Genomic DNA, 13,387 nt, shown 5'->3' on the forward strand with positions numbered 1-13,387 from the left:
CCGACTGCCCACCGGGGCAGTCGGCGGACCGGCTCTCAGCGGATGTCGGTGGTGGTCCAGCGTGGGGAGGCGTTGGTGACCGGGACGGTGTCACCGACCAACGTGGTCACCGCCTCGGTGTCCCGCCGCGCACTGGTGCCGACCCAGATCTCGACGTCGCCGGGCTCCACGACGCGGGTGAACGTGCGGTCGGAGAAGGCCAGACGGGTGGTGGGCACCGTCAGCTCGACAGTGACGGACCGGCCCGGTTCCAGGTGGACCCGCCGGTAGCCGAGCAGCTGAGCCACCGGCCGGGTCACCGAGGCGACCAGGTCGCGACCGTAGAGCTGGACCACGTCGTCGCCGGCGACCGTGCCGGTGTTCGTCACCCGCACGGTCACCCCTACCGTCCCGTCGGTGGGCACCGTGCTGGGCACTGTGAGATCGCCGTACGCGAACGTCGTGTAGGACAGGCCGTGACCGAACGGCGCCACGGGCGTCGCCAGCAGGTTGGTCCCCGCGTTCCCCGCGCCGAGGGTGGGGTGCAGGTAGGAGTACGGCTGCGCGCCGGCCGACCCGGGGAGGGTGACCGGCAGCCGGCCCGACGGGTTGACCCGCCCGGAGAGCACGCCCGCGATCGCCCCGGCGCCCTCCTCACCCGGGAAGAACGCCTGCACCACCGCCGCGCAGCGTGAGACCGCCCAGCCGACCGCGTACGGCCGGCCGGTGAGCAACACGAGGACGACAGGTGTGCCGGTCGCCAGCACCGACTCGACCAGTTCGCGCTGGACGCCGGGCAGTTCCAGGTCGTCCCGGTCGCAGCCTTCGCCGACGGTGCCGCGCCCGAAGAGGCCGGCGTGGTCGCCGACGACCAGGACCGCGACGTCCGCGTCGGAGGCCGTGGCGACGGCCTCGTCGAAGCCGGACCGGTCGTCGGTGTCCACGTCGCAGCCGCGTGCCCAGGTGACGAGATCGCCGCCGAACTCGGCCCGCGCGGCGTCGAGCACTGTGGACACCTCGATGCCGGTCTCCACGCCGGGGTGCTGGACGAGGACGTGGTTCAGGAACGAGTAGCACCCGAAGAGCGCACTCTGCCGGTCGGCGTTCGGGCCGATGAGGGCCACCCGTCGTCCCGCCGGCAGCGGCAGCACGTCCCGGTTGGCGACCAGCACGACCGATTCCTCGGCGAGCCGGCGGGCGATCGACCGGTGCTCGGGTGAGTCGAGGTCGATCGCCTCAGGCGGCTCGTCGCTGAAGGTCGCGTCGAGCAGACCCAGGTCCAGCTTCTGGCGCAGTACCCGCAGCACCGCGCGGTCGACGAGCGCCTCGTCGAGCGTGCCCGCCCGCACCGACTCCCGCAGGGTCAGATAGGCGTCGCCGGTCGGCAGTTCGACGTCGAGACCGGCGGCCAGCGCCTGCCCGGCCGCGTCCGCGTGGTCACTCGCCACGTGGTGCAGCAGGTTCAGGAACGCGACCCCGTAGTAGTCGGCCACCACGGTGCCGTCGAAGCCCCACGTGTCGCGCAGGATGCCGGTCAGCATGGTCGGGTCGGCGGCGACGGGCATCCCGTCGATCTCGGCGTACGAGTGCATGACACTGCGGGCGTCACCGTCGATGACCGCCATCTCGAACGGGGGGAGCAGTACGTCGGCCAGTTCCCGGCGGCCGATGTGCACCGGGCCGAAGTTGCGCCCGGCGCGCGAGGCGGAGTAACCGGCGAAGTGCTTGAGGGTGGCGTGCACCCCCTGCGACTGGAGGCCGCGCACGTACGACGTGCCGATGGTGCCGACCAGGTACGGGTCTTCGGCGATGCACTCGTCCACCCGGCCCCAACGGGGGTCGCGGATCACGTCGAGCACCGGAGAGAGCCCCTGGTGGATGCCCAGGGCCCGCATCGAGGCGCCGATCGCCGCGGCCATCTCGGTGACCAGTTCGGGGTCGAACGCGGCGCCCCAGGCCAGCGGGGTGGGAAACGTGGCCGCCTTCCACGCGGACAGCCCGGTGAGGCACTCCTCGTGGACGATCGCCGGGATGCCGAGCCGGGTTCCGGTGACCAGGTCGCGCTGGAACTTCCACAACCAGGCCGCGTGTTCCGCCGCGTCCACGGGGCGGGTGCCGTAGGTGCGGGTGAGGTGACCGAGCCCGTGCCGGGAGAACTCTTCGAGCTTGGCGTTCCCGCCGAACTCCCCCTGCATCGGTGCCACCGCCTCGCCGTCCTCCTTCTCCCAGAAGCCGACGAGCTGGGCGATCTTCTCCTCGATCGTCATTCGGCCGAGGAGATCGCGCAGGCGGGTCTCACCGTCGTGCCCGTCCGGTCGTCCGTGTTCCGGGCCTACCTGGGCCGGTGCCGGCCCGCCCACCACCGCGTGGACCTCAGTCATGCTGTGCCTTCCTGTGGTTGTGCTCGTACCGCTGCCGCTCAGCCCTTGACCGCGCCCTGCAGGCCGCCGACGATCTGCTTTTCCGCGAGCGTGAAGAAGAGCAGTGCCGGCAGCATCGCCAGCGAGGTGAAGGCGAGTACACCTGCCGTGTCGGTGGTGTACTGGCTGGAGAAGTTCTGCACGCCCAGCGGCAGGGTGTGCAGGCCGACGTCGCTGAGGACGAGCAGCGGCAGCAGGAACGAGTTCCAGCTCGCCACGAACGCCAGGACGCCAACCGTGACGAGCGCGGGCCGCGACAGCGGCATCGCGATGCGCCAGAGGAAACCGAGGCGACTCGCCCCGTCGATGGCGGCGGCGTCCTCCAACTCCCTCGGGATGGCCGACAGGAAGGGACGCAGGATCACGATCGTCAGTGGTAGTGAGAAGGCGACCTGCGGGAGGATCACCGCGTAGTAGGAGTTGATCAGGTTCAGGTCGCGCAGCATGAGGTAGAGCGGCAGGATCGCCGCCCCGGCCGGAAACAGTAGGCCGAGTGTGAAGAAGGTGTAGAGCCCCTCCCGCCCGCGGAACGTGTAGCGGGCGAGCACGAACGCGGCGGCCATCCCGAGGACGACGACGGCGAGCGTGGTGCCGAGGGCGATGACCGCGCTGTTGAATGCCTGTTGCCAGAAGTTGCTCTGGGTCAGCACCCTGGCGTAGTTGTCCCAGACGAACGGGTCGGGCAGGCCGGCCGGGTCGGCGACGATCTGCGGGGTGGTGCGGAAACCGCCGATGACCACGTAGACGACCGGGGCGATCGACACGGCTGCGATCGCGAGGGCGAGCGCGTAGGTGAGCGGGGTGCCCCAGGAGACCTGACGGCGCCCGGTGGACGGGGGGAGAACGGAGTTCACGGCCATCGTCACTTCGCCCTTCCGGTGATGGCGCCCTGGATGTCGCGGCGAAGCAGGAACCGCTGGAACAGCAGCGCCGCCACGAAGGAGATGGCGAACAGGATGACCGCCACCGCGTTGCCGTAACCCCAGAGCCGGGCGAAGAACCCGTTGTCCACCATGTAGGTCGCCATGGTGGCCGATGCGCCGAGGGACCGCACCGCGGGCACCGAGGTCACCCAGATCATGTCGAAGATCTGCAGTGAGCCGATCATGGACAGGAACATCCAGATCCGGATCGTCGGGCCGAGCAGCGGGATCGTGACATGTCGTTGGATCTGCCACCAGCTCGCGCCGTCGATGGCCGCGGCCTCGGTCAGCTCGTCGGGCACATTGGACAGCCCGGCGAGGAGAAGGATGATGGCGAAGCCGACGTACTTCCAGGTGAGGACAGCCAGCAGGGTCCAGATGACCACATCCAGGTCCGCGAGCCAGGCCTGCACGAAGCCGCCCATTCCCAGGGACCGCAGCAGCGCGTCGACGGTGCCGTCACCGGTCAGCAGCAGCTTCCACATGATGCCGACGGTGACCTCGGCGAGCACGTACGGCACGAACACCAGCAGGCGGAACACGGCCCGCCCACGGAAGCGACGGTTGAGCAGCAGGGCGACGCCCAGGGCGATCGGCCCCTGGATCAGCAGCGACCCGAACACGATGATGGCGTTGTTGCGCAACGCGTCGAGGAAGATCGGGTCCTGGAAGGCGAGGGTGTAGTTCCGCAGACCGACGAACTCGGTGGGAGGCCCGACCCCGCGCCACCGGAACAGGCTGTAGTAGACCGCGAAGCCCATCGGCACCAGCACGAACATCACGTAGATGACGACGGCCGGCGTGGTGAGCCCGATGATCTCGTACCACTTGCGGCGGTTGTCGGCTCGGCGGGCGGAGTCGCGCCCGGCCTTGTGGGGGCCCGCCGGCGACGCGGAGGCGCCGCCGGCGGGCATACGGATCTGGTTGGCGGAGGTCACTTGCTTGCGGCCGCCTTCATCGCCGAGACGACCTTCTCAGGCGTCCCGTTGCCGGCGAAGATGGCGACGATCGCGTCGTTCATCGCGTTGCCGACCGTGCTGCCGTAGGCCGTGTCCAGCCAGAGCTGGACGTAGCTCGCCCCGGAGGTTGCCTCCAGGATGGACTTCAGCGCAGGATCCTTCACGCCGGCCTCGGCGCCCTTGGCGACAGGCAGGCCAGTGCCGGTCTCGGCGTAGCCCTTCTGCACCTCGGGGCTCACGAGGTACTTGAGGAACTCGACGCACTCAGCCGGGGCGTTCTTGGCACAGGAGAAGCCGTCGCCACCGCCGAGGGCCGCCTTCGGGTCACCCGGCGAGCCGGCGATCGCCGGCACGGGGAACCAGCCGAGGAACGACGCGAGCTTCGCCTTGTCCGTGGTGACGGTGTCCAGCGTGCCGCGGTTCCAGTCACCCATGAGCTCCATCGCGGCCTTGCCGTTGGCGAGCATGCCGTTGGCGCTGGTCGGGTCGTTCTGGCCCGGCGTGGCGATGAAGTTGGGCTGGAACGGCTTGGTGTCGATGAAGGACTTGAGGTCCTGACCGGCCTTCACGAAGCACGGATCGTCGAAGTTCTTCTCCGCGGAGGCCTTCTTGAGGGCGTCGACCGAGCAGGCGCGCAGCGCCATGTTGTACCACCAGTGCGCGGCCGGCCACTTGTCACCGGCGCCCACGGCGATGGGAATGACATTCGTCGCCTTGAGCTTGGTGACCGCGGCGTTGAGCTCCTCGAAGGTGGTCGGCGGAGCCGCGATGCCCGCCGCGGCGAACATGTCCTTGTTGTACCAGATGCCTTCGATGCCCATCCGGTACGGCAGGCCGTACTGCTTGCCCTTGACCTGCCAGATCTCCGCGGCGCTGCCGATGTTGCCGACCTCGGTCTTGGTCTGGTCGGTGATTTCCTTGAGGTAGTCGGCCTCCACCTGCTCGGTCATCTCGCCGCCGCCCCAGGCCTGGAAGATGTCCGGTGGGTCGTTGCTGAGCAGCGCGGCGGGGAGCCGGGTGCGCTGGAGCTGGTTGGTCTCGATCGCCTCAATCTCGATCTTGACGGTGGAGTGGAGTGCGGAGAAGTCCTTGGCGACCTTCTCCCAGTAGGTCTTGCCGGGCCCGTCCTGTGAGGCGTTGTGCCACCAGGTCAGGGTCACCGGGTCCTTGTACAGCTCGCTCTGAGGGGCCGCCTCTTCGCCGCCGCCGCTACACCCGGCGACCACGAGAACACCTGTCATTAACAGTGCCAGGACGGCACTTCTACGCTGCTTCGTTGCCATCGATGTCTCCTCGACTAGTCAGTCGCGGTACTCGGCCTGCGGCGAAGTTTTACAGTCATGTAACTTGATGTCAATCGGTATCGATAACGTTTTCGAGTCGGTGACGACGCACCCCCGGCGGCGGCCCTATCATCATCGACGTGGTGTTTCAGCAGCGCGTCAAGATGTCGGATGTGGCACGTACCGCCGGCGTCTCGGTTGCGACCGTATCGAAGGTCGTCAATGGGCGCTACGGCGTGGCCCAGGCAACCGTGGAGCGTGTCCAGCGAGTCATCCACGAGCTCGGCTACGAGGCGAGCCTGGGGGCGCAGAGCCTGCGCAGCCACCGCACCAACGTGCTGGGCATCCTGGTCGCCGAGTTCGAGCCGTTCTCGACCGAGCTGCTCAAGGGGGCGTCCCAGGAGGTCGCGGGCAGCGGATACCAGCTGCTGGCCTACTCCAGCGGGGACGGCGAGGGCGCCGCCGTGGGGTGGGAGCGGCGTTCGCTCGCCCGCCTCTCCGGCACTCTCATCGACGGTGCCGTGATCGTGACGCCGACCGTGGTCGAGACCGAACACAGCTTCCACGTCGTGGCCGTCGACCCCCACACCGGGCCGTCCGACCTGCCCACCGTCGATTCGGACAACTTCGCCGGCGCCGTGCTGGCCACCAACTACCTACTGTCGCTCGGCCACCGGCGGATCGGGCACATCAGCGGACGCACCGACCTGAAGTCGGCGCAGCTGCGCGAGGCCGGCTTCCGCAGTGCGATGGCCGACGCCGGCGTGCCGGTGGACGAGCGGCTCGTCCGCGTCGGCGGGTTCCGGATCGAGAGCGCCGCCGGCACGGCCGCGGAGCTTCTCGCCCTCGCCGACCGGCCGAGTGCGATCTTCGCGGGTAACGACCTCTCGGCGATCTCCACGATGACCGTGGCCCGCGACATGGGCCTCTCGGTGCCCGAGGACCTGTCGGTGATCGGCTTCGACAACGTACCGGAGTCGGCGCTGGTCAACCCCCCGCTGACGACCATCATGCAACCGCTGCAGCGGATGGGCGCCGAGGCGCTACGCCTGCTCGTCGACCTGATCGCCGGCGTCGAACGCGACACCCACATCCGGCTCCCCACCGAACTGGTCATCCGCTCCTCCTGCCGCCCACTCGACTGACGTCCGGGGGCGGGGTACGCGGGGCACGCGACAGGGTGGCGGAACGTGAATCTCACCTAAGTCGAGACTTATCCCCCTAGGTTCGATGCGCAGGACGCAGCCGAACCGGGGAGAGACGTGGACAGCTATCCGGCGATCGAGGATCACGGACTCATCGGCGACCTGCAGACCGCCGCGCTGGTGACGTGTGACGGGACTGTCGACTGGTTCTGCGCGCCGCGGTTCGACTCGCCGAGCATCTTCGCCGCGCTGCTGGACAAGGAGAAGGGCGGCTACTTCCAGATCGCGCCGCACGACGTGCGGTACGTGACCAAGCAGCTCTACCTCCCCGGCACACCCATTCTGATCACCCGGTTCATCAGCGCCGACGGTGTGGCCGAGGTGATGGACTTCATGCCGGTCACCGGCGAGAAGGTCACCGACGCCCACCGCCTGGTCCGCATCGTCACCATGGTCCGAGGCAGCATGCGCTTCCGGGTGGAGTGCCGGCCACGGTTCGACTACGCCCGCGAAGAGCATCAGCTGGAGCGCCACCCCAACGGCTACGTCTTCCGCAGCCGGTCGGCGACGCTGACGTTCAACCCTGTCGATCCGGTGCGGCGGTTGATCTCCGAACAGGGTGACATCCACCTCGAGGGCGGCGACCTGGTCGCGTACGGCACGCTGAACGAGGGCGACACCGGCGGGGTGGTCCTGGAGACGGCCGGTAGCGAACCGCGCATCATCCCGCCGGAAGAGATCCAGGCCATGTTCGAGTGGACCCGGGACTACTGGCGGCGCTGGCTCGAACGCTCCCGCTACACCGGCCGTTGGCGGGAAATGGTCGAACGCTCCGCCATCACGCTGAAACTCATGACGTACGCGCCCACCGGCGCGATGATCGCCGCGCCCACCGCCGCGCTACCCGAACTGGTCGGCGGAACCCGCAACTGGGACTACCGCTACACCTGGGTACGCGACACGTCGTTCTCGGTGCACGCGCTGCTCGGCCTCGGCTTCACCGAGGAGGTCAGCCGGTACATGAACTGGTTGGACGAGCGGATCCGCGAGGCCGGCGACCACCAGGACCCACTGAAGATCATGTACCGGGTGGACGGCTCCTCCGACCTGCACGAGGAGGTGCTGGACCATCTGGAGGGCTACCGCGGCTCACGGCCGGTGCGGATCGGCAACGGCGCCGCCGACCAACTCCAGCTCGACATCCACGGTGAGGCGCTATACGCCATGCACCTCGCCGACGAGCAGGGCATCCGCGTCTCGCACCAGGTGTGGAAGAGCACCGTCCGGCTCGTCGACTGGCTCTGCCACAACTGGGACCAGCCCGACGCGGGCATCTGGGAGAGCCGCCACCACCCCCGCAACTACACCTTCGGCCGGGTGATGTCCTGGGTCGCGCTGGACCGGGCCATCCGGCTGGCCACCCGTACCGGCCGCCCCGGGGACATGACCTGCTGGACCGAACAACGCAACCGCATCTACGACCAGGTCATGGCCCGCGGATACGACCGGGCCCGCGGCACCTTCGTGCAGGCGTACGACGAGACCGTGCTGGACGCGGCGCTGCTCGCCATGCCGGCCGTCGGTTTCGTCACGCCGAGCGACCCGCTGTGGCAGTCGACCCTGCAGGCGATCGAGCGCGAACTGGTCTCGGACAGCCTGGTCCACCGCTACGACCCGGTCCACTCCCCCGACGGTCTCCCCGGCCACGAGGGCACCTTCAACATGTGCACCTTCTGGTACGTCGAGGCGCTGGCCCGTGCCGGCCGCCTCGACGACGCCCGACTCACGTTCGAGAAGATGTTCACCTTCAGCAACCACCTCGGCCTCTATGCCGAGGAGATCGCCGCGACCGGAGAGCAGATCGGCAACTATCCCCAGGCGTTCAGCCACCTCTCCCTGATCAATTCCGCGCTGACGCTCAACGACCTGCTCGACACCGAGGCCGACGCCCGCCGACGCCGGTAGCGCGGGCACGCTCGGCTCGGCTGCCGTGGGGTGCGCCGCCGACGGCGGGAAGGGCTTGACGCGTCCACGTGCAGCGCGCATCGTCAATACGTATCGACCATCTTGAATGTATTGACGCGGGGAGAACCGATGAAGGGCTTCGTCACGACCGCCTCGACTGCCGCCCTCCTGCTCCTGGCCACGGGCGGTGTATCCCACGGCCAGCCAGCAGCCGACGCGCCCTGCGCCGGACAGATCCACGCGAATCCGGGGTTCGAGCACGGCACCACCGGCTGGACCGCCGGCCCCCGCATCGTCGTGTTCGGCGACGCGACCCGGCCCGCACACACCGGCCGCGCGTACGCCGCCTTCGCCGGGCTGGACGTGACGCGTGGCGACCTGCTGCGCACCACCGTCACCGTGCCAGCCAACTGCGACCTGACGGTCCGCTTCTGGGTGCGGACCACCACCACGGAGACCAGCCGCGACGACTACCTGAACGTCGGAATGGCGGTCACCGGGATACCCCCGAAGACGAGGTTCTCGCTGGCCTTCGACGGCGGGGCGCAGTGGCGGCAATACACCATGTCGACCGGGACGGCGACGACCGAGCGCACCGCGACGGTCAGCTTCGTCGCCAGCGAGACGGCCGGCAACGGCGCCACGGCCTTCGACGTCGACGACGCGACCTTCACGCTGAGCTGACCTGAGCGGGGCCGGGCTTCGCAGCCGCGGTGCGCCCCTCGTCCAGTTGTCGGAAAGCACCCGCAGATCAGATAAGGACTGGACTGTCAATAAGCGATTCGAGATCGGTGAGGTCACAAGCAACCCCGAGACTGCAAGGCATTGAGACGCCAATCTCTGCCGGCGGATTTCCTGGTCGCTGAGGGCCATCAACCCTATGCTTGCCGCCTAATGCGGCTACGGCTCATCCGGGCCGAGGGTTACCCGATACGAGGATTCGCGAATGCGCCGGAAATCTGATTTGAGCAACAGCACCACCGGCGTCAACGACGTAACACCGGACGGCCAACTGCCGACCCCTACCACCGAGGGCGTCGCGCTCCGATCCGCCGTCGCCGAGGAGCAGGCGTTTCTGGACCTGGCCACGGCACGGCGCGACAGGCTGACCGACCGCCTACAGGCCGAGCTTTCGTCAGAGGCCCTGGACGCGTTGGAGCAGGCCCGGCAGCGCATGCTCCGCCAGCAGCACGACGAGTTGGCGCGAGCAGGGGAAGGGCTGGTCTTCGGCCGCCTCGACGGCCTTGATGGCACCGTGCGACACGTAGGCCGCGTCGGTCTCCGCGACGACGCCGAGGGCAGCGAGCCACTGCTCGTGGACTGGCGCGCTCCGGCAGCTCGACCGTTCTACACCGCGACGGCTGTCGACCCACAGGGTCAGGCACGACGCCGGCACATACGCACGACGGGATCGACAGTCGTCGGCGTGGATGACGAGCCGCTGGACGGGACCACAACTGCGGAACTCGTCGGCGAAGGCGCCCTACTGGCCGCCCTCGACCAGCGGCGCACGGGTCACATGTCGACGGCGATCTCCACCCTGCAACGCGAACAGGACGACATCATCCGTGCTGAGGCGACCGGCCCGCTGATCGTTCAGGGCGGTCCCGGCACGGGCAAGACCGTGGTTGCCCTGCACCGCGTCGCGTACCTGCTGTTCACCCACCGAAAGATGGCCGAGCAGGCGGTCCTGGTGCTCGGCCCCTCGCCGCGGTTCCTCCAGTACATCGCCCAGGTGCTGCCCGCGCTCGGTGAGACCGCCGTCGTCTCGGCGACCTGCGACACCCTGCTGACCGACGTCCACGTGGGTCGCGACGAGAGCCGACTTCTCGCCGAGATCAAGGGCCGCGCCCTCTGGCAGCCCGCGCTCGAAAGCTACGTCGCGTCGCTGCTCCCCCGGGCCCGCGAGCTGAAGCTGCGCTGGGAGGGCGAGTTCTACCTCATCCCAGCGGCAACAGTGGCGCAGGCGCTCGCCTCGGCGGTACAGGGACGCCCGTACCACCGCGCCCGCGCGGCCTTCGCCGAGCAGTTGCACCACCTCCTTGCCGATGTCGTCGCCGAGCAGCGTGAGGCGCTGATCAACGAGATGGAGGAGGGCTTCGAGGACATCCTCGCCCGCGTCGACAGGAGCATGGGGCATGACCACCACTCCACCCGCACGCCCACCGGCAGTGACATCGACGGACTGCTCTCCGACGAGGAGACCGAGCAGCTCCGTCGTCGTATCGCCGAGAACGCCACCATCGCCCGGTTCATCGAGTCATGGTGGCCAACCCTCGACCCCGCAACCCTGCTGGGTTATCTCCTGACCGACCGCACCCTGCTGGCCCGGTTCGCCCCGCAGCTGTCCCCCGAGGAGATCACCGCCGTCGCGGCCGAGCCCGCCCCCTGGGCGGCGAGCGACATTCCTCTGCTCGACGCACTCGCCGACCTGCTCGGCGAGGTCGACGCCCCGCAACCACCTGGCGAGTTCGTCGCCGACCGCGCTCGCCGGCAGCGCGCCTGGGTGTACGGCCACGTCGTAATCGACGAAGCGCAAGAGCTCTCCGAAATGCAGTGGCACATGGTGCTGCGGCGTTGCCCCAGTCGCTCCATCACCGCGGTCGGCGACATCGACCAGGCCGAGGCAGCGCACCGGCACGCCAGCTGGGCAGAAGCCGTACGGGCCGTTCTCGGAGACCGCTGGACCGCTGCGGAACTCACCATCTGCTACCGGACCCCGCGCGAGGTCATGGACCTCACCCGACCGGTCTTGAAGGCGGCTGGCAGCCAGAACGCGCCGCCCCGAGCGGTACGCTCCTCCGGCGTCGCCCCCTGGGAACTCACGATCACGCCCGCCGAGCTTGCCAGTGCCGCCGTCGACGCGGTGCGGCAGTTGCAACAACGGTGGCACGGTGGCACGGTCGGCGTCATCGCCCCCGCGGACCGCATCGCCGAACTCCTCGCCGTACTGAATGATGTGCCGGTGCTGACCGCGACCCAGTCCAAGGGATTGGAATGGGACGCGACGCTCCTCATCGACCCGCAGGGCATCGCCGGCGAACCACGCGGCTGGAACGGCCTCTACGTCGCGCTCACCCGATGCACCCAGGAACTCGGACAGCTGATCCTCACGCACTGAGTTCCGGCTGCGGGACGGTCTTGACAGCGCCATGGCACCGCCAAATAATTCAGCCATTGAACAAATCTCGCCCGTTGCCCGGCTCCGTCGACGGACGGCCCGTACCAAGCACGGAGGTAAGGTGCCGCTCGTCGCCGGGGTCGACTCGTCGACCCAGTCGTGCAAAGTCGTCATCCGCGACGCCGAGACCGGGAAGCTGGTGCGCGAGGGCCGGGCACTGCACCCGCCCGGCACCGCGGTGCCACCGGCCGCGTGGGAGGCCGCGCTGTCCGACGCGGTCGCACAGGCTGGCGGTCTGGACGACGTGGCGGCCGCCTCGGTCGCCGGGCAGCAGCAAGGCATGGTGTGCCTGGACGACGAAGGCGCCGTGGTTCGGGACGCCTTGCTGTGGAACGACACCCGCTCGGCCGGCGCCGCCGCCGACCTGATCTCGGACCTCGGCGGCGGCGAGGCCGGGCAGCGAGCCTGGGCTGAGGCGGTCGGCCTGGTACCGGTAGCCAGCTTCACCGTCAGCAAGCTGCGCTGGCTGGCCTCGGTCGAGCCTGAGAACGCCGCCCGTACGGCTGCGGTGTGTCTGCCGCACGACTGGCTGACCTGGCGTCTGGCCGGCGCGCCGGGGCTGGATGCTCTGCGCACCGACCGCAGCGACGCCAGCGGGACCGGGTACTGGTCGGCCGCGACCGGTGCGTACCGGTCGGACCTGATCCAGTTGGCGTTCGGTCGGGATGGTCTGCTGCTGCCGCAGGTGCTCGGGCCGACCGGCCGGGCCGGGCAGCTGCGCACCGGCGCGCCGCTGGGTCCCGGCGCCGGCGACTGCGCGGCTGCGGCGCTGGGTGTCGGCGCCGAGTCGGGCGACGTCATCCTGTCGATCGGCACCTCCGGCATCGTGTCCACCGTTTCTGATGTGCCGGCCGTCGACCCGAGCGGGATCGTGGCCGGGTTCGCCGATACGACCGGCCGTTTCCTGCCGGTGGTGTGCACGCTCAACGCCGCCCGGGTGCTGGACGCGGCCGCGACCATGCTGCGGGTGGACCACGCGGAGCTGTCCGCGCTGGCGCTGTCCGCCCCACCGGGTGCCGACGGGCTGACCCTGGTGCCCTACCTGGAGGGCGAGCGCACACCGAATCGCCCGCACGCCACCGGGGCCGTGCACGGCCTGACCCTGCGGACCTCGACCCCCGCACACCTGGCCCGTGCGGCGGTGGAGGGCATTCTGTGCTCACTCGCCGACGGGCTGGACGCGATGATCGCGCAGGGCGCGACTGTCAACCGGATCTTCCTGGTCGGCGGCGGCGCCCGCTCGGAGGCGGTGCGCCAGATCGCGCCCACGGTCTTCGGCTGCCCCGTGCTCGTCCCACCACCGCTCGGGGAGTACGTCGCGGACGGCGCTGCCCGCCAGGCGGCCTGGGTGGTGTCGGGCGGGCAGCAGCCGCCGGCGTGGACGATCGGGCAGGTCGAGGTGTACGACGCAGACGCCGTGCCGGCAGTCCGCGAACGGTACGCCGTCGCCCGCGCCAACGTCCTCGACCACGCTGGCTGACAACACGTCCGCCGCCACTGTGGACAGGCATGGATGGTTGATCGGATCCTCG

The 13,387-nt window shown here is 69.4% G+C and carries 9 protein-coding genes; 5 read left to right on the forward strand and 4 right to left on the reverse strand.

The features are described 5' to 3' along the window. Nucleotides 1–35: 35 nt before the first annotated feature. From KBX71_RS28445 to KBX71_RS28460, 4 genes are read right to left on the reverse strand one after another with little or no spacing between them, the layout of a single operon-like run. The gene (locus tag KBX71_RS28445; RefSeq protein WP_210820881.1) at nt 36–2,360 is read right to left on the reverse strand and encodes a glycoside hydrolase family 3 N-terminal domain-containing protein; all 2,325 of its coding nucleotides are present in this window, start codon (nt 2,358–2,360) and stop codon (nt 36–38) included. Nucleotides 2,361–2,398: 38 nt separating this feature from the next. Beyond that, nucleotides 2,399–3,265, reverse strand: a complete 867-nt coding sequence (locus tag KBX71_RS28450) for a carbohydrate ABC transporter permease (protein ID WP_196927136.1) — start codon at nt 3,263–3,265, stop codon at nt 2,399–2,401. Beyond that, the gene (locus KBX71_RS28455; RefSeq protein ID WP_210820882.1) at nt 3,262–4,260 is read right to left on the reverse strand and encodes a carbohydrate ABC transporter permease; all 999 of its coding nucleotides are present in this window, start codon (nt 4,258–4,260) and stop codon (nt 3,262–3,264) included. Before KBX71_RS28455 ends, KBX71_RS28450 begins: the two co-directional genes overlap by 4 nt. Further along, nucleotides 4,257–5,564, reverse strand: a complete 1,308-nt coding sequence (locus tag KBX71_RS28460; protein WP_210820883.1) for an ABC transporter substrate-binding protein — start codon at nt 5,562–5,564, stop codon at nt 4,257–4,259. The genes KBX71_RS28455 and KBX71_RS28460 overlap by 4 nt, the downstream gene beginning before the upstream one ends. A 140-nt stretch (nt 5,565–5,704) precedes the next feature. On the opposite strand from KBX71_RS28460, the gene KBX71_RS28465 reads away from it, so the two are divergent. The 5 genes from KBX71_RS28465 to KBX71_RS28485 all read left to right on the forward strand — a co-directional run bounded on the left by KBX71_RS28465 (nt 5,705) and on the right by KBX71_RS28485 (nt 13,335). Further along, nucleotides 5,705–6,709 (forward strand): LacI family DNA-binding transcriptional regulator, encoded by a 1,005-nt coding sequence (locus tag KBX71_RS28465; RefSeq protein WP_210820884.1) that lies wholly within the window; start codon nt 5,705–5,707, stop codon nt 6,707–6,709. A 117-nt stretch (nt 6,710–6,826) separates the two neighbouring features. Then, entirely contained in the window at nt 6,827–8,674 is a 1,848-nt protein-coding gene (locus KBX71_RS28470; RefSeq protein ID WP_210820885.1) for a glycoside hydrolase family 15 protein, read from the forward strand. Between the two features lie 129 nt (nt 8,675–8,803). Then, nucleotides 8,804–9,358 carry a hypothetical protein gene (locus KBX71_RS28475; RefSeq protein WP_210820886.1) on the forward strand — a complete coding sequence of 185 codons (555 nt, stop codon included), beginning with the start codon at nt 8,804–8,806 and terminating at the stop codon, nt 9,356–9,358. 262 nt (nt 9,359–9,620) lie between these two features. Next, a complete protein-coding gene (locus tag KBX71_RS28480; RefSeq protein ID WP_210820887.1) occupies nt 9,621–11,795 on the forward strand; it encodes a UvrD-helicase domain-containing protein in 2,175 nt (724 codons plus the stop codon). A 121-nt stretch (nt 11,796–11,916) separates the two neighbouring features. Further along, the gene (locus tag KBX71_RS28485; RefSeq protein ID WP_210820888.1) at nt 11,917–13,335 is read left to right on the forward strand and encodes a xylulokinase; all 1,419 of its coding nucleotides are present in this window, start codon (nt 11,917–11,919) and stop codon (nt 13,333–13,335) included. Nucleotides 13,336–13,387 lie beyond the last annotated feature (52 nt).

Origin of the sequence: Micromonospora sp. D93, assembly GCF_018070365.1 — a bacterium.
Taxonomy (GTDB): domain Bacteria; phylum Actinomycetota; class Actinomycetes; order Mycobacteriales; family Micromonosporaceae; genus Micromonospora; species Micromonospora ureilytica.

Bases quoted from the DNA above. Each gene is read 5' to 3' on its own strand.
- KBX71_RS28445 (WP_210820881.1), bottom strand. From the start codon at position 2,360: ATGACTGAGGTCCACGCGGTGGTGGGCGGGCCGGCACCGGCCCAGGTA.
- KBX71_RS28460 (WP_210820883.1), bottom strand. From the start codon at position 5,564: ATGGCAACGAAGCAGCGTAGAAGTGCCGTCCTGGCACTGTTAATGACA.
- KBX71_RS28475 (WP_210820886.1), top strand. From the start codon at position 8,804: ATGAAGGGCTTCGTCACGACCGCCTCGACTGCCGCCCTCCTGCTCCTG.
- KBX71_RS28480 (WP_210820887.1), top strand. From the start codon at position 9,621: ATGCGCCGGAAATCTGATTTGAGCAACAGCACCACCGGCGTCAACGAC.